Below are 22,441 nucleotides of genomic sequence, written 5' to 3'. Positions count from 1 at the left end.
TCGCGCTCCCTTCTTTCACTGGCCCGCGGCGGTGGCCGGCGGCAGGTCATTGGTCACCCTCAGGATGCCCCACAGTCCCGAGAGGTTGCCGTAGGCGGCATAGTCGCGGAACAGGTAGTCACCCGGCACTGCGTTGGCACCACCGGCACTGGGCAGCATGAAGCTGAAGTGCGCGGCTGGCAGCACGCTCTCCTGGGCGCCGATGTACATGGCCATCGGGTTGAGGCCAAAGCGCACCGAGCCGATGCCCGGCAGGTTCATCGGGTAGCCGTCGAGGTCGTTCTTCTCGGCTTGGTACGCATGCAGCGGCCAGACGTGCCCGTCCAGTTGGTAAACCATGCCGCGGCTGCCACCACTGGGCATGACGATGTGGTTGCGCAGCGGCTGGCCCGGCTTGGCGTACAGCACCGGGGTCAGCGGGTCACCGCCGACCAGGGCGTTGGCGTAGGCCATGTGGGCGTTGGGCACATCGCCGAAGCCCAGGCCGTTGGCGCGGCCGAACGGCGAGTCCGGGGCCATGCCGAAGCGCAGCCACAGCGGTTCGGTGCGGTAGTTGACGGCCATGTTGCCGTTGTCCTGCGGGTCGCCCGCCGCGCCGTTGCCTTCGGTATTGATGCCTTCGACCGGGCGGCCATCGGCCCAGCGCATGTTCAGCGCGCGCTGCCAGACCGTGACGAAGTCGCGGTAGTCCGGCTGGCCAGTGACCTTCACCGTGGCTTGGGCACGGCTGGCGGTGTCTTCGGTCCAGGTGGCGGTCTGCGGCAGCACGCTCATGGCACCGACCAGGCCCTTCTGCGGTTGCTTGATGAAATCCGACGGAGTGAGGTTGAGGCCGCCGAACTCGATCGCCGTGGTGTTGATGTTGTCCACCGTGCGGCCCAGTTGCAGCACCGGCTTGCCTTCACGCTCCAGGTGGCCGGCGTAGTACTGGTACACCTTGCTCGGGTAGGCGCCACTGTTGCCGGCCCGGGGCGGCACGGTCTGCACCGGGTTGAGGCCGACGTTGGCACCATCGGACTTGGTGATGTCGTAGGCCAGCAGCTGGGCGTGCAGGCCGACGTGGCTGGACGGGCGCATCAGGTTGTTGGCAAAGGCGGTGGCACCTTCGCTGTCGAACCGGTCACGCTTGACCACGTTGTGCATCACCGCCGTGCTGGGCAGGTCCGGCATCACTTCTGGCAGGCGGTTCTCCAGGGTGATGCTGATGCAGTCGCCGGCGTTGGCACGCAGGATCAGCGGCTCTACAGGCACACCCGCTTTCAGCTTGCCGGTGGTGGCGTCGAGGTCGGCCTTGCGCACGTACAGGATCGCGGTCGGGTCATGCAGCGGCGCACTGTGGCCACCGATGCTGAACGGCACGCCGTCCTCCGGGTCGACACCGCTGACCAGCGGGATGCTGGTCTTACGGTTGTTGTACACCAGGGTGCCACCATTGGCCTTGAGCGGACCGCCGACATGCTGGCCAATCCCGGCGAGGTCGTTGATGGCGACGCCGTTGCGGTTTTCCAGGATGTCGTTGGCCAGCGCGGCGACGATCTCGTAGCTGCGCTTGACCGTGGTGCGGGTGCCGATGCCGTTGGGGTTGGCCGTGGTTTTCGGGCAGATGCCGTCAAAGTTCACGGTGTTGCGCATGGCCACCGGCTGCGGGTTGTTGGGCAGCGGGAACAGGTCGGCACGCTGCGTGGTGTAGTTGCGCATGATGCCCCAGATGCCGTTCCAGTAGCCTTCCAGCGCCGCGTCCAGCGAGTACAGGTAGTCACCGTTGGTGGCGGCCGCGCTGGAGATCATCGACACCGGCGCCATGAAGCCGAGCTGCTCGGAGATGCCGATCATCTGCGACGACTTCCAGCCCGAGTTGGAGCTGTTGCCGAAGCCCGAGCCGTTCTGCAGCCATTTCACGCCATGCAGGGTGACGTTGTGCTCCTCTTCATGGCCACCGGCGTGCATGCGCAGGCGCACGTTGTCGCCGCTGTAGGTCCGCAGCATCGGCGTGAACGGGTCGCCCGGTTCGCTGCCGGCCTTGTTGATGTGTGGCGGGAAGCGCGTGGTACCGCCGGTGGGGCCAACCGCCGAGGTGATCGCCGAAGGCGCCATGTTCATCGCAGGGATGGCGCGGTCGGTGCGGGTCTGCAGCGCATAGCTGAGGTCGCCTCCGAGGCCGTCGGCCTGCATGCCGCGCTTGCCGTCCGGGCCGACCTTGTTCGGGTCGAACACGCGCAGGGCCAGCGGTTCGTTGCGGTAGTTGACGACGAACATGCCGGGGTCATCCACCGAGATGGCCTGCGGGCATGGCCGGCTCGGGCAACCCGGGTTGATGCCGCCACGCTCCTCGACGATCGCTTCGAGCAGGTTCGACGCCTTGCCGCGCACCGGCGGGTTGATGGCGTAGCGGAAGCTGTCGGCGGTGGCCGGGAAGGACTGGGCATTGGGGATGCCATCCGGGCCGGCACCGACATACACGCCCGCTTCATAGGCATGCTGGAAGTCGCTGTACTCGAGGAAGAACTCGCGGTAGCTGTCGTTCTTGCCATCGCCGTCGTGGTCACCGGTCTGGATCACCGCCTGCCACGAGGTTGGCCCGCCGTCCTGGCGGGTGGCCGGGTTGTACAGCTTCTCGCCGGTTTCGGCGTGGTACCAGGTGGAACCGGCCGGCTCGGCCAGCACGGTGGCATACAGCCCGAGCTGCTGGTGGGTCGATGGGCCGAGGTGGTCGTGGGTGAAGATGGTGCCCAGGCCACGGTCGACGTTGAACACGTTGACCAGCGGGTCGGCGAACCAACGCTGCATGGCCGTGCGCGCACCCAGCCAGTCAGCCCGGCCGAAGCGGCCGAAGTACGGGTGCTGCTTGGCTTTCGGGCAGGCAGCGGTGCCGTCACGGGTGTCGCCCTCGCTGCAGTTGTTGAAGGCGCGGATGGCGTGCACGCGCTCGACTACGCTGCCGGGCGAGAGAATGCCGTCTTCGTAGTTCCAGCCGTTGGCCGAGCCGTCGGCGGCGGTCAGGTCCCACTTGGGCAGGTGGATATGCTGACCGATCACGTCGGTCGGCGTGCGCACCTGGTAGTCGTCCATTTCATAGAACGACGGGATCAGGTTGGTGTGCTGGTACATGGTGCAGTCGAAGGTGTTCATGCGCATCACCAGCGGCTCTGGCGGGCGCTGCTTGGTGATCACCGGCCAGGCGTCCTCCCACAGGGCGATGATGCGTGCCTGCGGGAAGTGGTAGCCGACCTTGTTGTACACCGCATCGAACTGGATGTTGGCGCCCTTGTAGATGCGCGGGCGGTCGGCGGTGAAGGTGGAAGCACCACGGAAGTTGATGCCGGTCAGGCTTTCGCCGCTGAAGAATTCGCCAACCCCCGAAGACTGGGTGAGGCGCTTGCCGCGGTCATCCATGCACGGCTCGTAGAACGGTGCGCCTGCGGTCGGCAGCGCGCCGTTGGTGCGGAAGGCCTTGGGCACCGGCTGGCTGCCGGGGATCAGTGCATAGCTGGGGTGCTCGGCCAGGGCATGGAACTGCATGGCGGCCTGTTCGACGTCGGTGCCCTCTTCCGGCAGGTAGATCGGCTTGGCCCGGTGCACCACCTTGGAGAAGTCCAGCTTGGTGGTGGTGGTCACGGCTTCACCGCCCGCCGAGACACCGTCCAGCGCATGGCGCCCGAGGCCGCCGTCCCAGCCATCGACCTGGTTGGGGTCGAGGTTGGCCCACAGGGCCTTGCCGCTGTCCTTGAGCTGCCGGGCCAGGGCCGGGTCGAGCATGTCCAGTGGCGGGGTTGGCGGGCGGTTGCCGACGCTGCTTTCCATACCGCCGATCCAGAACGGGTAGCCTGGGTTCTTCAGGGTACCGTCGGCATTGCGGTTGGCCTCGCTGCGGTCGACCAGGGCCAGCGAGCCGATCGCCTTGGCTGCGCCAGGCTGCTGGGCGTGGTCGTCATCGCCATCCTCATCAGGGTGCTCATCGTCGTTGGCGGCCACCTGCCCGGCAGAGAGCTTGGGCACCACCACGACCTTGCCAGGCATCGGTGCCATGGCCTTGCCTGGCAGCGGCACGATGGCCGGGATCGGCGTGCCGGCAACGATCTCACCGTCCGGCAGCGCCCGCGCACCCACAGCGGGCTTGCCGCTGCGCAGTGCGAACGGCGTGCTGTGGAAGCCGTTCTCGCCCTGCCCGCTGACTTCCAGCCGGGTGCCCTCCTCGAACACATCATGCACCCGCCACATGGCCCACATGCCTTGGGCGAAGTGCGGGTAGAAATGGCAGTGATAGATGGCATCACCGGCCACCCGGTTACGGTTGCCCGAGCCGCCATTGGCGATCTCGTAGGTATAACCGACACCTGCACCGATGCCTTGGGCATCGATGTAGTCGGAGCTGTCGTCATTGGGGTTGAACAGCCACTGGTGCCCGTGCAGGTGGAAGATGTGCTGCTCATGGCCGTTGTGGGTGTTGCGGAACTTGGTGAAATCGCCAATGTAGCTGTGGTGCACGTTGGCAGGCTCCGCCGGGTACAGGGCCATGCTGGCCTTGACCCCGGTGGCGCTGGCCGGCGGCACTTCGCCGGGGCGGATGTGTTCGAGGCCGACGTTGGCCGGCACATCGACCAGGGTGCCGATATCGCCCACGGTGTGCGCACTGAGGAAGAACTCTTCGTAGGCGCACGACAGGCAGTCATGCATCGGCCCGACGCCCAGGCGGTTGGCAACCACTTCGGCGCCCATGCCGCCGGAGCCGTAGTTGATCATGAACGAGTCGCGTGCCGGTTCCAGCACATGCCCCATTACCGGGTCCGCCCAGTACCCAGGGAAGGCCTGGGTGCCGGCCACTTCGTCGGCGAACTGCGAGGCGAAGTCGCGAAACGCCTCGAGCCGGTTGGGCAATGCCGGGTTGCGCTTGCCAATGCTTTCCAGCGGATAGGTGGACTTGGGGAAACTGCCATCAGGGTTGGGGCCCATGACGATGGCATCGGTTTCGCTGTTGAGGATCTGGTTGCCGTCGATCATCGCAATGATCGGCTTGCCGGCCTTGCCCTCGCTCAGCCACGGCTCGCGCTGCGGGTAGCGGGCCTCGTAGTCGATCACCGGCTGGCCGGTGGCGGTACGCCCGGTGGTGGCCAGGCGCATTTCTTCTTCGGTCAGGGTGTTGCGGTAGGTGCGCCCACCCCTGGGTACCACCACCACCTGGCCGAACAGGCCGTTGGCGACGTTACCGGCGGCACCCTCGCCGCCGAAGGTGGCGGCTTTGCTGGTGGCGGCGAACGCCCCCTCACGCTCGGCATACAGCGTGTAGCTGCGGGTGCTGCCCGGGCTGACCAGGAAGTTGCCGTTGCGGCCGGTGTTGGCGGAGATGTCGGCGATGCTGTTGACCGCCTGCATGCCGTTGACCTGGAAGCCGACCATGCGCTCGGCCACCTGCTCATCGGCGACGAAGCCTTCGCCGGCTTCGTTCTCGACCTCGGTTTCCGGCCCCTCTTCGCCCTCGGGCGCCTCAGCTTCGATGCCATGCTTGTTGGGGTTGGCCCGGTAGTCGAGCAGGTTGGTGAGGTTGACCGTCAGGCAGTCCCCGGCAGCCACGCGCAGCACGATAGGCCGTGGGCGCTTGTCGGGGCGCAGGGTGACCTTGCCCGGCACGGCGGCGCCGCCGTTGCTCAGCGGGACCTGGCGATCATCCACCACATCCTCGCGCAGGGCGAAGATCATGCCGTTGGCGTTCTGCGCGCCAAGGCGGTTGAACATCAGTGGCTGGTCCAGGGCCACCACATTGGCCACCAGGGTGCGCTGGCACTGCACGGCAGCCTCGCTGGTCGCTTCCCAGCCAAACAAGGCCAGGACAAGTGATGTCAGGACGGGGCCTTTGTACGGGGTCGACATGCTGCACCTCCGGGACACAGGGACTCTGCGAGGAAGTGAGCAAGGTGTGTGCCATAAGAAAATAGCGTTTGATTTCAGCTAGTTGGAAGCGGAAGCGGAACAGATTGGGGAGGATTCCCCATGGAAATTCCCCGAATCGGGGGATGATATGCATTGTCGTTTCGGTAGCGTGCTTTGAGCGGGCAGATTTACATCTGGATACCTTCATTAAAGGGCTGAAAGTTTACGCGTCGAATATTCCTACAGCGTTAAAGGAAGCGCGACGGTCCTACGAGAATTGATTCCCCGTTAGTGTTCAGGCTCAGCGTAATCACAACTGACCGATGAGCCACTCGTTGGTCTGCGCCACCGTACGCAGGCCGGCAATCGAGGAACCAGATGTCCAGACACCCCAACGCTAGCGATGAACACTCGGGAACGACTTATCGCATGAGTGAGCAGAATGCTCAGAGCATGCTCGAACCGACCGCATGGGCTGCCAGCCTTTCCAGCAACAACCGGCAGGAACCCCCTTCAGAACCTGCAGGTTACGCTGCAGACCCGGACTTCCAACTGCGCGGCGGCATTGCCAATTTGATGCTGGATGCGGCTACACCACTACTCGGTCTGGTCATCCGCCTGCGCACGCTCGATGAACTTCCGAACCTCAAGGATGTGCATGCGAAAGTGCGCAACCAGATCGAGAACATTCGCCAGGAAATGCGCCAGAACAACTATGAGCCGGCGCAATTGCAGGCCTACTCCTATGCCCTGTGCCTGTTCATCGACGAAGCCGTGATGGAACGCCCGTGGGGCAAGAACAGTTGCTGGAGCCAGGCATCGCTGCTGAGCATCTTCCATGACGAGACCCAGGGCGGTGAAAAGATCTTCACCGTGCTCTCGCGGCTCATGCAGGAGCCCAAGCGCTACCAGGACGCCCTGGAGTTCATGTATTTCGCGCTGTGCCTGGGCCTGAAGGGCAAGTACGCCGTTGCCCCGAAAGGCGAAGAAACACTGAACGCCCTGATCCACCAGCTGCACGGGATTATCCGCGAACTGCGCGGCCCCGTCCCGACAGAAATCTGCGACCCCTACACCAACGTGGCGCCCCGCGACTTTCGCTTGAAACGGCAGTGGCCCTGGTGGAGCCCGCTGGTGCTGTCTGCCGTTGCCATGGCCATTGCCTACGGGATCTACAGCTACCGACTTCACCTCATTACCACCGAGGTGCTGGAGTCGCTGGACCGCATTTTACAGCAATAGCCGAACACCACGCATTTCAGGGAGATCTGCATGTCCAGCCAAACCGACCTGTGCTTCAGCTTTCAGCCGCTGCATAGCCAAATTAAATTCGAGGTCGTGTCGTTCACGCTCGACGAGGCGATCAGCACGCCGTTCCAACTGCATCTGGAACTGGTCAGCTTCGAGGATGAAGCCGACTTTGCCCAGCTGCTCGACAAGCCTGCACTTTTCACCATCAGCCGTGGTAAACGCCCGCTGCGCTACGTGCACGGCCTGATCAGCAGCTTCAGCCAGGGTGAAACCGGCGTCCATCGAACCCGTTACAACGCCTTGATCGAGCCACAGCTGGCACGCGCCAATCTGCGCTCGAACTGGCGCATCTTCCAGCAGAAAACCGCCCCGCAGATCATCGAGCTGATGCTCAAGCGCCAAGGCATCATGCATTTCGAACTGGGTTGCAGTGCCGACCATCAGGTGCGTGAGTTCTGCGTGCAGGCCGGTGAGACCGACCTCGACTTCATCGCCAGGCTGGCGGCTGAGGAAGGCTTCGTCTACCGCTTCGAGCACAGCACCAAACAGCACAAACTGATCATCAACGATCGCGTGCAGGCCTTGGGGCTGATCAGTCATGGCGTCATCAAGCCCGATAATGACGATGACGGCTTTTTCGATGATCAGGAACAGGCAGGCCCCTATGATGTGCTGTACCGCGCCAACAGCGGCGGCGTGCAAGCGCAACCCTGCCTGCGTCGCTTGCGCTATCGCGAGCAGGTGCGTACCGCCAGGCAAGTGCAACGCGACTACACCTTCACCAACCCGGCCTATAACCAGCAGCACCGCGCCGTGGCCAGCGGCGTAATTCACCAATCGACGGACTACGAGCGTTTCGACTACCCCGGCCGCTACAAGCGCGATGCGGTAGGCAAACCCTTTACACAGACCCGCCTCGACGCCCGGCGTCACGATGCCTGCATCGCTGAAGTGGAAGGCGACGATGTGCGCCTGCAACCGGGGCTTAGCTTCACTCTCACCGAACATCCGCGGGAAGACCTGAACGTGCATTGGCGGGTGATCCATGTCGTCCATGAGGGTAGCCAGTTCACCAGCTTGCAGGAAGAAGCCGCCGGTGCCGAACGCGGCACGCACTACCATCAGAACGCAACGCTGGTGCCTGGCCGAACCGAATGGCGCCCTGCCCCGCTGGACAAGCCCCGTGTCGATGGCCCGCACATGGCCACCGTGGTCGGGCCACCCGGTGAGGAGATCTACTGCGACCAGTGGGGCCGGGTCAAGGTCAGCTTTCCCTGGGACCGCGAGAGCCAGAACAACGAGTTCAGCTCCTGCTGGGTGCGCGTTTCACAAGGCTGGGCCGGCGGCAGCTGGGGTTCGATGGCCATCCCGCGGGTCGGTCAGGACGTGATCATCCACTACGTCAACGGCGACCCCGATCAGCCGATGATCACCGGGCGTACGTACTGCGGTAACCAACTGCCTCCGTACGACCTGCCGGAACACAAGACGCGCATGACCATCAAGAGCCAGACCCACAAGGGTGATGGCTACAACGAACTGCGTTTCGAGGATGAACTGGGCAAGCAGGAAGTGTTCATCCATGCCGAGCGGGACCAGAACAATGTGGTCAAGCACGATGAGACCACCCGCGTCGGGCGCAACCGAGTCGAGCAGGTAGGCAATGACGAACAGCTGACGGTTGGCAACGATCTTCAACAACAAACCGGCCGCGACCGAACTGATCGGGTCGGGCGTACCAGCCGGGTAGACATAGGCCAGGACCTTATCGAGCAAGTCGCAAATGACCATCGTGAAGCCACGGGGGCCAACCACCATGTCAGCATCGGTGGCCAGAGCGAGTTGCACATCAAAGGGCGACAGCAAATCAGCATCGGCGGGGGTGTGAACCAGCAAACCACGGTCTATCAACTGCAGGCCAGCGAGCGCATCGAGTTCAGAAGCCCTGGCGGCAGCATCGTGCTGGATCAGCAAGGCATCACCCTGAACGGCCTGACACTCACCTTGCTCGGCCCGACCCAAGCAGCCGTCGAGGGATCGGGAAATACCCTGGACCTGGATCTGCTCGCCAATGCCAGCGACCGATGCGAGGAGACCGGCCGATGAGCAGTGAAGCCTTGATCAAGCTCATCAACCAACACCACCGACCCGGACACTACAGTTACGTATTGCTGGACCCGCTGGCTGTCTCAGAAGACAGCGAACACTCATTACTTGCAAGCCTGAAGTCGGCATTGGGCGACACAGCAATGACACGCGTGGTTCGGCCCGACTTGCCTCATGCACCAGGTCTGTACCCTGTGCTCGCGTGCCTCAGCTCACCCGGCAGCTTGGCTGACGCCTCGCTGCTGGCGCTGACAGCACAGGCCGCCGAACTCGACATGCATCGACGCAAGCGCCAGGTCTGCGGCTGGCTGCTCAGCGAAGCGCCGCCCCCCGCCGTTGCAGCCCACCTGACCGCGCTGTGCCGTTTACCCGACGTATCCGGGGCGACCACATTCCACCCCGTTTATGAACCGCTGCGCCTGGAATTGCTGGCCGCGTTGTTCGAACGTGCGGAACAGGGGCCATGGTGGCCGATCGAGCGCTGGGTGTTCTTGACCAGCGGCGGCAGCCTGGCAAGCCTGAAAGGTCAGCCCCAGGCCCGGTGGGGTCTACCTGCGGGCGCCCTCGGTGTCCAGCAAGACATCGCACTGATCGAGGCCGTGCTGGCGATATGGAAGGCATCAACGCTATTTGCCAACACCATCAAAGTCCCAGCGCTCCCGCCATTCGCTGCCGTGCGCGCCTCCAATCACATCAATGACGCACGCGGGCTCGGTCTGAGCGCTGAGCAAGACATCCGGGCACTGGCCCTGCACTGGCTTTGCCTACACCCACAGCTACACACCCTCCAGGCCGTACGCGACATGATCAGTGCCGCCGTACATCAGCACTGCCCACTGAGTTCCCAGATGGCGCGTTACTCCGATTCGAGCTGGCAGCGCCTGCTTGCCACCCTCCCCAATCTCGAGGCCTACCCATGAGCTTCAGTCAGAACATTGCCAACCTGATCACTGAAACCGACTTCCTCCTCACCCCCTGCAAAGCCTGCCAGCGCCAAGGCCTGCCCATCCTCCCCCTGCGCCGCGCCGTGGTCCCCGATACCCGCCCCGGCAGCGACCCCGCCACGCAAACCCGGATGGGCCTGCGCACCTTGCGCCGCGGCTACCTCTATGTGCTGCTCGACCAGCGTATCTGGCACGCCTACGAAGTCACCGCGCAAGGCCACCTGCGCCGCTTCAATCCCTACGAGCCGAACCTGGGGCCACCACCGTCGCTGCCCGAGCGCTGCGTGCATGAGGACCACGACATCCCGTCGTCCTTCCTCAACATCGACACCGACACCTACGGTTCGGCCTGGCTGGCGTTCTCCAGCGATCCCTGGCCGATCACCGTGCTGCAGGCTTACAAGTACGGCCTGTACCCGGCGCAGCGCTTCGAAGGCCTGGACCTGATCCTGGCGCGCAAGCACCCCGAGCTGCTCGGCCTGGCCATGACCCCGGACAACCTGCAAGTCGACCGGCAAGTGTTCGAATACGCCCAGCAACTGAACGGTCCGTTCGACAGTGCCCATGGCTTTCACAGCCGCTTTTTACGCAAGACCGCGCTGCGCGGTTACCTGGTCAACGCCATGGCCCGGCACCAGCTGGAAAACGGCGTGCTGGCGGTGGTGCTCGAGGACACCGTCGGTCTGATCCAGGAGTACAACCACCAGCGGCTGAACTGGGTGGTCAAACGCCAAGCCTGGCGCGAGGACCCACTGCGCGCCTATCAGCTGCAGACGTCGCAGATCCTGCAGATCATCCGCGCTACCCAGCGTGAGTGGGCGGCACAGAAAGTGTTCACGTTCGAGGCACAGACCGGTGACGGGCCACCGGTGTTCACAGATCCCGAGGTAGAGCGCCAGCGCATAGTCGAAATGCGCCAGCGCGAGAGCGATGAAAAACTCGAGGAACGCTACGACGAACCCCGGCGCGCGGCATTCCAAGCGGAGTATGAACAAGAGGAAGCTCGCTTCCAGGCCTTCATCGACCGGCATGCCGCCACCTACGCGGAACTCTGCGAGAGCGCGGCCTTCGCGTTGATCGAACAGCACGACTACGATGACCGAGACCGTGAATCGGGCATCGCCTACAGCAAGACCATGGCCGCCTGCCTGGCCGGCGGCATCACCGAGGCGCCTTCCAGCAACCCTGAGCCAGCTCTCGGCACCAGCGAAGCGCTGTGGCTGAAGTGGCTGCAAGACCCGAACAGCCCACCCTACCGCGCCCTGCTGCTGCGCGACGCGCCCTTGATGGCGGCACTGCTGCCAAGCTTCTCGTCGACCGAGCCGACCAACTGGAACGACAGCGAAAAGCTCTACAACGCCTTGAGCAAGCTCATCGCCAGTGATGACATCGGTTTCAAACTGCGTGACTCGCTCAAGCAAGCCATCACTGAGCTGCAGGGTGCGGTCAATGCCTCCAGCCAGCGCCTGCAAGCCCTGCTCGACCCCGGCATCCAGCAGGCCGTGCGGCACCTGAACTGCGCCAGCCTGCGGGTCTACAACGGCGTGCATCTGATCGAGCTGCAGGTGCAGATGAAGTTGGGCGAGTACTACGCCTTGCAAAGTGCGCACTTGAGAAAAATGCAGAACAGCGCCAGCGAGAAACTAGCCAAGGCGCGGGCAGAGATGATGCCGGACCTCGAAGACGTGAAGGCCGGTATTTTCAGGCAAGCAAGCAAGGTGAAACCGATCATCCAGACCGGTTTGCTGAGCCTTGCCGTGCTCGACCCGAAAATCGCACATCAGGTGATCCCGGTCAGCGTCTGGGTCGAAGGCACGGCGCATGACCTGCACGAGCGGTTGGCCAGGGAAGTGAAGCTGAACGTCAACCAGTTGAATGATGCCACCAAGATGACATTGGTGGACATCACCGTCGCGGCGGGAACCCTGGAGTTGGATGCGCGTAAGACCCTGAATGGCATGAAGATCAGCGCGGGCCAAGCATCGCAATTGGTCCGCGACAGCTTCAGCGGGCTACGAGGAACGGGAAAAGGCTGGGAGTTGCTGCTGTCCCTGGGCGGGCTGTACTTACTGAACGATAGCCTTGGCAAGAACCTGAAAAAAGCGGAAGAAGCGATGGGGCTAAAGGCCGATGAAGCCATGCTGGCGCTGTATGGGGCCAAGCTGGGAATTATCGGTGGCGGCATAGAGCTGGTTGGGCTTCTGATGCCGCGCAAGGCAAGCACAAACAATCAAATGTCTCTTGGTCGCAGTATTGCCAGAGTTGGCGGGGTACTTAATGCCGCCGCAGGCATCTTTGAGGCCGCGCAGGCAAGGACTGCTTACAGCCGCACTGTAAAATCCGCAGATAAAACGGCTGCCAGACACTATATTTTCGCTTCGCTGGCTAATTTGGCTGCCGCTGGCGCAGGCGCAGTGGGAGTATTCAGTCCACTGGCTCTGAAAGCCATAGGATTCGCCATCATATCAAGCTTGGCTGCATATATATTCAACAAGATAGCCGAGAAAAATGAGTCAAGCGCATTGGAATTATGGGCCAGGCGTTGCTATTTCGGCCATGCCAATGAAACACCTCGCACACACTGGAACTCACCAAATCACGCAGACATCGCGCTTGCAGCGCTAAACGCAGCGACACTGCACATAACAGGCGGACTGAAATTTGACACCGTTATTGCAAGCAAACTCAGCAACACCAAAATTGGAGTACCCATTGACTTGCAGAGTTTTTTGAGATTCCGGGTAACACTCCCCAACTTAAACAGCTCATCCGCTGGATATCGATGGACACTCCTGATCCATAGGCATAGCGACGGCGTCCCTCCCCATTACACTGGCGGCGAAGTTATCACGACGCAAGAACACTTCCCACCAACACTTACACCCGCCACCTCAAAAAGGGTGCCGCTACTCCCCTCAAATCCGATCAATAAAGCGGATTACAAACCTGAGAGCTTGACAATCACAGAAAGCCATCACTCTCCGCAGGCCGGAAGTAACCACTCGATAAAAACGTTTACGGGGCAAATCGAACTAACCCAAGACGCAGGTAGACACAACATCATGTCTGCTTCTTTGACTGTTACTTACTGGCCGGATCGCAGTATTCCTGAAGCTTATGCCGAACTCACGTTCCAGGAGAATAAATAATGGAGAAGCCTGATCGAGGTCTAGGTTGGAAATACGACCTACCCGCCCCTAATACCGAAGCGAATATTGACCCTAGACTTAGCAAGCCACCCCATGCTTTAACTGACATGAATGAAAACCACCTCGAATTATCCCGAATCACCCTAAAACTAAGAGGCGGCTGGATTGTCACGGGCGCAGCAATATCAATTACGGCCCTGGCATTTACAATCGATTATTTTAACCACTTCCCGCTCGCGCGAAATCTATCAGGACTAAAAGAGCTATCTTGGTACATCTTCTTCCACGCCTGTATTTTTTCCATCCTCACCCCTTACGTCCGAATGGATTTTGGCTTTCCTAAAAATGAACCCATCCGTTTCAATCGGCAGCGCCGAAAGGTCTATTTCTATCAGTACAGGTTCAACCTCCTGAACCCATTCGGCAAAAAAGGCTGGGGCGTGATACCAGTGGCTTACGACTGGGATGACCTCACCCTCGAGGCTTACCGGATTTATGCCCCCGGTTACGGCGGGATCAAGGAAGAAGTGAAGATCTCGATATGCAAACCTGGCACCAACGAAATAATCGACCGCGTGTTCTTTACCGACGACATAGAGGCAGGCGAGCACTACTGGGCCATCGTCAGGCTTTTCATGCAACAAGGCCCTGACGCAATTCCAGATTTCCTTCACCCCACCACAAACAAAGATGAGATCCCGGATTCCAACCTTGGAAAGAAAGCAGTTTTTTGCAATCCGTTCGACCGCCTCGCCCCCGAAGTCCAATGGCCCGCCGAAATGGATCGGGAGTCCCGCACAGCCCCCGCCCCTGAAGAACAGCGGTAAAACCTGTGGTTATCGTCAGCCATTCTTGAACCTGCCCAATCCACGGCGAAAGCGTCGTGGAAGCTGACTTTCCCGGATTGCGGTGGAGGGGCGGTCGTTGCTGTCCAACGCCGAGTGTCGCAATGAGTGGGGCTCATCGGTAACGTTACGCATCAACTCGCGATCCATTGACCTGGAGAGGTTTAATCAAAGGCCTAGGAAAAGGCAATTATCTGGTCGAAAATTCCTACAGTGTTTTAGGAAGAGCTCAACTCCTCTGAGAATTGATTCCTCGTTAGTGTTCAGACTCATCTTGATCGAGCCTGAAAGCTGATAGCCGCGCAGACCTGCAATGCAGTGTCAACCGGCGAGAGAGGATCATCCATGAGTTTCAGTCAAAACGTCGCCAATCTGATCGCCGAAACCGACTTCCTGCTCACTCCCTGCAAAGCCTGCCAGCGCCAGGGCCTGCCCATCCTCCCCCTGCGCCGCGCCGTGGTCCCCGATACCCGCCCCGGCAGCGACCCCGCCACGCAAACCCGGATGGGCCTGCGCACCTTGCGCCATGGCTACCTCTATATGCTGCTCGACCAGCGTATCTGGCACGCCTACGAAGTCACCGCGCAAGGCCACCTGCGCCGCTTCAATCCCTACGAGCCGAACCTGGGGCCACCACCGTCGCTGCCCGAGCGCTGCGTGCATGAGGACCACGACATCCCGTCGTCCTTCCTCAACATCGACACCGACACCTACGGTTCGGCCTGGCTGGCTTTCTCCAGCGATCCCTGGCCGGTCACCGTGCTGCAGGCTTACAAGTACGGCCTGTACCCGGCGCGGCGCTTCGAGGGCCTGGACCTGATCCTGGCGCGCAAGCACCCCGAGCTGCTCGGCCTGGCCATGACCCCGGACAACCTGCAAGTCGACCGGCAAGTGTTCGAATACGCCCAGCAACTGAATGGCCCGTTCGACAGTGCCCATGGCTTTCACAGCCGCTTTTTGCGCAAGACCGCGCTGCGCGGTTACCTGGTCAACGCCATGGCCCGGCACCAGCTGGAAAACGGCGTGCTGGCGGTGGTGCTCGACGACACCGTCGGCCTGATCCAGGAGTACAACCACCAGCGCCTGAACTGGGTGGTCAAGCGCCAGGCCTGGCGCGAGGACCCGCTGCGCGCCTATCAGCTGCAGACGTCGCAGATCCTGCAGATCATTCGTGCCACCCAGCGTGAATGGGCGGCGCAAGAAGTACCGACGTTCGAACCACAGACAGGCGACGGGCCGCCGTTGTTCACCGATCCCGAGGTGGAGCGCCAGCGCATAGTCGAAATGCGCCAGCGCGAGAGCGATGAAAAACTCGAGGAACGCTACGACGAACCCCGGCGCGCGGCGTTCCAAGCGGAGTATGAACAAGAGGAGACCCGGTTCCAGGCCTTCATCGACCGACATGCCGCCACCTACGCGGAACTCTGCGAGAGCGCAGCCTTCGCGCTGATCGAACAGCACGACTACGATGGCCGAGACCGTGAATCGGTCATCGCCTACAGCAAGACCATGGCCGCCTGCCTGGCCGGCGGCATCACCGAAGCGCCGTCCACCAAGCCTGAGCCAGCGCAAGGCAGCAGTGAAGCGCTGTGGTTAAAGTGGCTGCAAGACCCGGACAGCCCACCCTACCGCGCTCTGCTGCTGCGCGACGGGCCGCTGATGGCAGCATTATTGCCAAGCTTCTCGCCAACCGAGCCGACCCACTGGAACGACAGCGAAAAGCTCTATAGCGCCTTGAGCAAGTTCATCACCAGTGAAGACGCCGGCCTGAAGATGCGCGACTCGCTCAAGCAGGCTATCACCGAACTGCAGGGCGCGGTGAATGCCGCCAGTTCGCGCCTGCGAGTGCGGATCGACCCTGGTATCCAGCAGGCCGTGCGGCACCTGAACAGTGCCAGTCAGCGGATTTACAACGGTGTGCATCTGATCGAACTGCAGGTGCAGATGAAGCTGGGCGAGTACTACGCCTTGCAGAGCGCACACCTGCGTGAACTGCAGAACAGCGCCAGCGAGAAACTGGCCAAGGCACGGGCAGAGATGATGCCGGATCTCGAGGATGTGAAGGCCGGCATATTCAGGCAAACGAGCAAGGTAAAACCGATCATCCAGACCGGTTTGTTGAGCCTTGCCGTGCTCGACCCGAAAGTGGCGCATCAGGTGATCACGGTCAGTGTCTGGGTCGAGGGCACGACGCACGACCTGCATGAGCGGTTGACCAGGGAGGTGAAGCTCAATGTCAACCAACTGAATGATGCCGCGAAGATGACGTTGGTGGACATCACAGTCGCAGCGGGAACGCTGGAGCTGGATGCGCGAAAGACCCTGAATGGCATGAAGATCAGTGCCGGCCAGGCATCACAGTTGGTGCGTGACAGCTTTACCGGGCTGCAAGGAACGGGAAAAGGCTGGGAGTTGCTGCTTTCGCTGGGCGGGCTCTACTTACTGAGCGATAGCCTTGGAAAAAACCTGAAGAAAGCAGATGAGGCAATTGGAGCGAAGTCTGGTGAGGCCATGATGGCGTTGTATGGGTCCAGCGTAGCTGTTATTGGAGGGGGGATAGAACTAGCTGGCTTCTTGATGCCACATAAAACAAGCACAAGTAACAAATTCGCCGTTGGCCGAGCAGTCGCTAGCATTGGAGCAATTGTCAGCGCTACGGCGGGACTCTTCGACACCCTGCAAGCCTATCTGGGAGCCGAACGCAGTTTACGCTCGGGCGATACAAGTGCTCTTAAATGGTACAAACGCGCCGTTATGAGTGGCGTACTTGCTACCGGAGCCGCGATCGTAGCTATATTTTACCCACTCATAATAGGACCGCTGGGCGTTGCCATTATATTAGGACTCACCACTTCATCCCTCATCAAAACAGCGGAAAACAAGGAATCAACACCGATAGAAACATGGGTAAAGCGCTGTTTTTTCGGCTATGCCAACGAGTCACCGCGTATCCACTGGACCTCCCCGACCGATGCGGATATTGCACTTTCAGAACTAAATGCAGCCACCTTGGGTTTGACTGGAGGATTGACATTCAAAACAGTCAAAGCTGATTTTGCAGCCTCCCCAAAAATAGGCGGACTGGTTAACATTGAAACAAAATCAACTCTCACCTTCAGCATCACGCTACCTCAGTTCAGCGAGGACAAATCTGGCTACCATTGGTCAATTGCAATTCACCGTTCAGGAGATGGAGTTCCAGATAATTACTCGGGTGGGGAAATCATAGCTACAAAGACGCACCACACCCCCAACACGCACACTAGAACTGCAAAGTTAAGCGAGCTAGCTCCATCAAAACGCCCCACGACCCCGGACTATTTAAAGGACAGCTTGACCATCAACACCAGCAGACACCCCATTGAAAAAACTAAAAACTTATACTGCCGCATAGACATCTCCGGAGCAATCGAACTTACACCTCAAATCGGAAGGCATAATATTATAGCCGCCACATTATCAGTAGCTTATTGGCCAGACCGCGATATTCAAGACGCCATTTCCGAGTTCGTCACGCAGGAGAACAACGCATGACATTGCCATATCGCGGAATCGGATGGCTGTACGACCTACCCTCTTCCGACAAGCCATTACCTCAACGGCAAACCATAAGCAATTTAGATCCACCCCCAAACCATATTGACCAAAGCTACATTGAATTACCTAGATCGCTATTGAGAGCCAGAGGCGTAGGACTGGTTGCCGGAGGGCTAGCCTTATTATTGGGCGCAGCAGTGATTATCCACTCACTAACATTCGATTTCTTCATAATCGGAAAAGTTGACCCGAGCGACTCAATCATACTAATGGCAATGCTTTTTGGAGGGTGTTTTTTATTTACTCCATTTATCCGCCTAGAGCTAAGCCTCCCCCGAGACGAACCCATTCGATTTAATAGATACCGAAGAAAAGTATATTTTTATCAATTCAGACTCGATAGGCTTCGCCCTTTCAGCCGTAAAAACTGGGGTGTACAGCCCGTTGCTTATGACTGGGAAGACCTCACTGCCGAAGTCTATCGATTTTATGCCCCTCTAGGTTATGGAGGATATAAAGAAGAAGTCAGAATATCTGTTAGGAAACCTGGCACTGAAGAAGTAATCGATCGACTATTTTTCACTGACGATATACAAACAGGTAAGCAATACTGGGACATCGCCAGGCTATTTATGCACGAAGGAGCAGAAGCCCTCCCCGAATTCGTACATTCACCGTGGAACTGGAACGAGGGCACCTATTCTAATCCTTTCGATCAACGAGCCCCCAAAGTCCAATGGCCCGCCGATATGGACCTGGAATCCCGCACCGCCCCCAATCCAGGAGACCGGACATGAAGCCCGTAATACTCGTAGGTCACCGTCACGACTGCCCGATTCACGGCCCGGGCGTGGTAGAAACAGGCAGCACGCACTACACCTTCAATGGCAAGGCGGTCGCCAGAGTTGGCGACCGAACCAGTTGCGGTGCATTGATCGAAACCGGCGCAACCGGTTTTCAAATCGAAGGCAAAGCCGTAGCACGTGAAGGTGACAGAACCGACCACGGCGGCGTACTAAGCCAAGGTGATAACAACTGGCAACTGGATTGACCGTCCTCCAACCTGGGTCGCCCGGCGGCCCTTCGTCGGTACACTGCAAAAACCTGATGAAAATCTGTGAAACAAATTGAACATCCAGCGCCGGTAAGCTTCCAAAAGTTGATACGTGCCATCCTTTTGCCAGGAGCCAGCCGCCGATGCCCATCCCGCCATCCCTGCGCTGCCAACGCCCAGGAGTCCAGTTGCCATGAAACTGCCAGGCCGTGCGCCTAACTCCAGCCTGCAGCTCGACTACGTCCGCGACACCCTGTTCGGCCCGGTAGCCTTGAGCGTGGAATGCCAATGCCAGATGGCGGCCCTTACGCTGCAAGGCCGCCCTGCCCTGCGCCTGCACATCTGCCCACCACTGCCGGACAAGGTCGAACGCGCCCACAGCGTGGCATTCGTGTGGGACGGGCGTAGCTATCACGGGGTTGTCCGTGACCACGGCAAATGCGGCGATGGCGGGCTGAACCTGCTATTGGAGCTGCAATAAGCCGATCAACGGCGGCGCACTGGGCTGAACCTGCTGCAAACGGCAGATCTCCATAACTACAAGGCCCTGCCTTCTGGAGAACGCCATGAACAGCCCGTTGCTCAAGCTCTTCACCCACCCCGCCGACGCCTGGATCGACATCCGCCGCGCCGAGGAAGACCACCCGCAACAATACCTGCCGCGCCTGTTGGCGCTGGCCCTGATCCCGGCCTTGTGCCTGTTCGTCGGCACCACCACCTTCGGCTGGAGCCTGGCCGCGCAGGAGCGGGTGCAACTGAGCATGGCCAGCGCCGCGCAACTGGCCGGGCTGCTGTATGCCACCACCGTGGTCGGGGTGATGCTGATGGGGGTGATGATTCGCTGGATGTCGCGCGGCTTCGATGTGCAACCGACACTCAACCAATGCATCGGTTTCGCCGCCTATTGCGCCACACCCTGGTTCTTCGCCGGGGTGGTCGGCTTGCTGCCGATTCGCTGGTTGGCACTGCTGGCTCTGCTCGCCGCTTCAGCCTACGCCACGGTATTGCTGTACGGCGGCCTGCAGACGTTCCTGCGCCTGCGCAAGGAGCAGGCCATGCTGTTTGCCAGCTGCGTCTGGGGCGTGGGCCTGCTATTGCTGGTGACCATCCTGGTGTCGATGATCCTGTTCTGGAGCAATGCACTGATGCCCGAATACGTGCGACCGGCCAGCCTTGGCTGACCGGTGCACATCGGTGCTCAGGCGATGGCCCTGAGTGCTGCCGGGTGGCTATCTCGCAGGGTGTGCAGCTGGCCGACCAGGTTCACCAGGTCGCGACAACTGTTCAAGCTCTGCAGCGAAACCCCGGAGAGGGTGACGCCCTCCTCCAGGCTTTGTCCCTGACCCAGGCGGATGGTCAAGGTGGTGCCGTCCGGGCAGCTGACTTCGCAGCGGTCGGGCAGGCACGCCTGCTCGATGATCTGCCGCATTTCCAGCATCGAAACTCCTATCAACGACATGGTACGACCCTCTCTGTACTGGATGGCCTGTTGTGTGTGAGTACGCCTTTGGCAGGCAGGGTGCCAATTGATATTGCGCATGCCCAAGCGGCCGTCCATGCGCCGGGGCAATGATCGTGCGGAGAATCCTTTAGCACCTTAGTGGAAGAACGATGTTCGGCCCCGCCCGTTCGATCGAATGCTGGCACTTCGCGACAAGCGGTCGCGCAATGCGCTGTCAGCCGGCCAGTGATGCCCACAGATGCTGCGCGGCATAAGCGCGCCAGGGTCGCCAGGCCAGAGCGCGTTCGGCCAATTGCGCGTCAGGCCCTTCCAGCAGGCGCAAGGCCTTGACCAATGCCACATCCCCCAATGGCAACGCATCGCCGGCGCCCGCCTGGCGCAGCGCCAGGTAGTGGGCACTCCAGGGGCCGATGCCTTTCAAGCGGCAAAGGTTGGCCAGCAACGGCTCCAGGGGCTGCCCTTGGCGCAGCAGTGTCGGATGCGCCAATAGCGCTCGCGCCAGAGTACCTAGGGTTGCAGCGCGTGCGCGGGGCATGCCCAGGTTTTCCAGGTCGGCGTTGGCGAGCACACTCGCCGTCGGGAAGACATATGTCAGGCCAGCGGCCGGCAGGCGCAACGGCTGGCCATGGCGCGCCACCAGGCGCCCGGCCAGGGTCATGGCACCTGCCACGCTGATCTGCTGCCCCAGCACCGTGCGCATGGCCTGCTCGCAGGCGTCCCAGCCTTGCGGGACGCGCAGGCCTGGGCGGGCGGCAAGCAGCCTGGCCATCAACGGATCGCGGGACAGCGCTGCGGCGATGCGCGTGGGGTCGGCGTCGAGGTCGAAGAAACGGCGGATGCGGGCGATCAGGCCGGGGACGGACCGGGCAGGTACAGCGCTGAAGCGGATGCACAGGCGATTGCCGCTGGCCGGCCTGGCTTCGAGCACCGCCTGTTTGCCAGCCACGGTAAAACTGCGGCGATAGGTGTTATCGCAGAAGGTTTCGATGCCTGGGATACAGCGGGCAGCCAGGAAGGCCAGGGTGGAGGGCCAGTGGTAAGGCGTGGGGTAGCGCAGCCACAAGATGTGCTGGCCAGAAGCGCTGAGTGAACGGTGCACGGCGTGCAGGTGGGACAGAGGCATCGTTGCATCATGCCAAGATTTGTGTGGTTTGTACTGGCCTCTTCGCGGGCAAGCCCGCTCCCACAGGATCGTCACTACCTGAGGGGCAGTCATGATCCCGTGGGAGCGGGCTTGCCCCGCGAATGGGCCAATACAGGCTGTCAGTGATTCAGGCCAGCCCCCTCGCCCGCCATCTGTCCAAAGCGCCCGGCATGGAAGTCATCGAACGATTCGGCAATCTCCGCCTGGCTGTTCATCACGAAGGGGCCATAGCCAACGATCGGCTCATCGATCGGCTCGCCGCTGAGCAACAGCAGGCTGGCGCCTTCGATAGCCTCGATGGCCACATGCTCGCCATCGCGCTCCAGCAGCACCAGGCTGGCCGGGCCCGCCTCCCGCTCGCCATTGACCCGCACGCTACCCCGCAGCACTACCAACGCGGCATTTCGACCTGCGGCAACCGGCAGTTGCAGTTTGGCACCCGCATTCAGGCGCATATCCCACACGTCCATCGCAGTGAAGGTCCGTGCCGGGCCCGAATGGCCCTGATAGGCACCGGCGATCACCCGCAGGCTGCCGCTGTCACCTGCCAGTTGCACCACGGGAATGTCCGCCGACAACAGCGTCTGGTAACCGGCAGCCGCACGCTTATCACGCGCTGGCAGGTTGACCCACAACTGCACCATTTCCAGCGTGCCGCCGCTGCGGGCGAACGCCGGGGAGTGGAACTCTTCGTGGATGATGCCGTTGGCGGCGGTCATCCACTGCACGTCACCCGGGCCGATCAGGCCGCCGGCCCCGGTCGAGTCACGGTGCTCCAGCTCACCCTGATAGACGATGGTCACGGTCTCGAACCCGCGGTGCGGGTGCTGGCCGACGCCGCGGCGGTCAGTTGTCGAGGTGAAGTCGTAGGGGCCGGCGTAGTCCAGCAACAGGAACGGGCTGATCTTGCTGGCCAGATTGTCGTAGGTGAACAGGCTGCGCACAGGGAAACCATCGCCTACCCAATGGGCGTGAGGGCTACGGTGGATACCCAGGATCTTTTTCATGAGAAGTCTCCTCTCTAAGCTGGGTTAACCTTACCAATGAGCCCAATCGGCCGGTAGTCAGCTGAAATGGCATTGAT

At 61.1% G+C, this 22,441-nt stretch carries 14 protein-coding genes; 10 read left to right on the top strand and 4 right to left on the bottom strand.

Going from position 1 to position 22,441, the window contains the following annotated elements; all coding sequences use genetic code 11:
- Positions 1-15: 15 nt before the first annotated feature.
- Positions 16-5,865, bottom strand: a complete 5,850-nt coding sequence (mnxG, locus tag ACIPZ5_RS10160; protein WP_400808241.1) for a manganese-oxidizing multicopper oxidase MnxG — start codon at positions 5,863-5,865, stop codon at positions 16-18.
- A gap of 453 nt (positions 5,866-6,318) precedes the next feature.
- Between mnxG and icmH the strand changes: the two genes are divergently transcribed.
- The 10 genes from icmH (at position 6,319) to ACIPZ5_RS10110 (ending at position 19,932) form a co-directional block, all read left to right on the top strand.
- On the top strand, positions 6,319-7,107 hold the full coding sequence (gene icmH, locus ACIPZ5_RS10155; protein ID WP_400808608.1) for a type IVB secretion system protein IcmH/DotU: 789 nt from the start codon (positions 6,319-6,321) through the stop codon (positions 7,105-7,107).
- A gap of 30 nt (positions 7,108-7,137) precedes the next feature.
- Positions 7,138-9,222 (top strand): type VI secretion system Vgr family protein, encoded by a 2,085-nt coding sequence (locus tag ACIPZ5_RS10150; protein ID WP_400808238.1) that lies wholly within the window; start codon positions 7,138-7,140, stop codon positions 9,220-9,222.
- A complete protein-coding gene (locus ACIPZ5_RS10145; protein ID WP_400808236.1) occupies positions 9,219-10,142 on the top strand; it encodes a hypothetical protein in 924 nt (307 codons plus the stop codon). The genes ACIPZ5_RS10150 and ACIPZ5_RS10145 overlap by 4 nt, the downstream gene beginning before the upstream one ends.
- The gene (locus ACIPZ5_RS10140) at positions 10,139-13,315 is read left to right on the top strand and encodes a T6SS effector BTH_I2691 family protein (protein WP_400808234.1); all 3,177 of its coding nucleotides are present in this window, start codon (positions 10,139-10,141) and stop codon (positions 13,313-13,315) included. Before ACIPZ5_RS10145 ends, ACIPZ5_RS10140 begins: the two co-directional genes overlap by 4 nt.
- On the top strand, positions 13,315-14,142 hold the full coding sequence (locus tag ACIPZ5_RS10135; protein ID WP_400808231.1) for a DUF6708 domain-containing protein: 828 nt from the start codon (positions 13,315-13,317) through the stop codon (positions 14,140-14,142). The genes ACIPZ5_RS10140 and ACIPZ5_RS10135 overlap by 1 nt, the downstream gene beginning before the upstream one ends.
- 363 nt (positions 14,143-14,505) lie before the next feature.
- Positions 14,506-17,694 (top strand): T6SS effector BTH_I2691 family protein, encoded by a 3,189-nt coding sequence (locus tag ACIPZ5_RS10130; RefSeq protein ID WP_400808229.1) that lies wholly within the window; start codon positions 14,506-14,508, stop codon positions 17,692-17,694.
- Complete coding sequence (locus tag ACIPZ5_RS10125; RefSeq protein ID WP_400808227.1) at positions 17,691-18,494, top strand: DUF6708 domain-containing protein; 804 nt, start codon at positions 17,691-17,693, stop codon at positions 18,492-18,494. The genes ACIPZ5_RS10130 and ACIPZ5_RS10125 overlap by 4 nt, the downstream gene beginning before the upstream one ends.
- Positions 18,491-18,748, top strand: coding sequence for a PAAR domain-containing protein (locus tag ACIPZ5_RS10120; protein WP_400808224.1), 258 nt, complete (start codon positions 18,491-18,493; stop codon positions 18,746-18,748). Before ACIPZ5_RS10125 ends, ACIPZ5_RS10120 begins: the two co-directional genes overlap by 4 nt.
- Before the next feature lie 196 nt (positions 18,749-18,944).
- A complete protein-coding gene (locus tag ACIPZ5_RS10115) occupies positions 18,945-19,232 on the top strand; it encodes a hypothetical protein (RefSeq protein WP_261940223.1) in 288 nt (95 codons plus the stop codon).
- 85 nt (positions 19,233-19,317) lie between these two features.
- Entirely contained in the window at positions 19,318-19,932 is a 615-nt protein-coding gene (locus ACIPZ5_RS10110) for a Yip1 family protein (RefSeq protein WP_400808221.1), read from the top strand.
- A 17-nt stretch (positions 19,933-19,949) separates the two neighbouring features.
- On the opposite strand, the gene ACIPZ5_RS10105 is transcribed toward ACIPZ5_RS10110, so the two are convergent.
- The 3 genes from ACIPZ5_RS10105 to ACIPZ5_RS10095 form a co-directional block, all read right to left on the bottom strand.
- The gene (locus ACIPZ5_RS10105; protein WP_054885291.1) at positions 19,950-20,210 is read right to left on the bottom strand and encodes a DUF1652 domain-containing protein; all 261 of its coding nucleotides are present in this window, start codon (positions 20,208-20,210) and stop codon (positions 19,950-19,952) included.
- A gap of 217 nt (positions 20,211-20,427) precedes the next feature.
- Entirely contained in the window at positions 20,428-21,336 is a 909-nt protein-coding gene (locus ACIPZ5_RS10100) for a DNA-3-methyladenine glycosylase family protein (RefSeq protein ID WP_400808218.1), read from the bottom strand.
- Between the two features lie 140 nt (positions 21,337-21,476).
- Positions 21,477-22,364: a pirin family protein gene (locus ACIPZ5_RS10095; RefSeq protein WP_400808215.1), complete on the bottom strand. Its 888-nt coding sequence runs from the start codon at positions 22,362-22,364 to the stop codon at positions 21,477-21,479.
- Positions 22,365-22,441 lie beyond the last annotated feature (77 nt).

This window comes from Pseudomonas sp. NPDC089428 (genome assembly GCF_044749325.1).
Lineage (GTDB): Bacteria > Pseudomonadota > Gammaproteobacteria > Pseudomonadales > Pseudomonadaceae > Aquipseudomonas.
The sequence above is the reverse complement of the archived record's forward strand: the minus strand, read 5'-3'. Positions and strand labels throughout refer to the sequence as shown.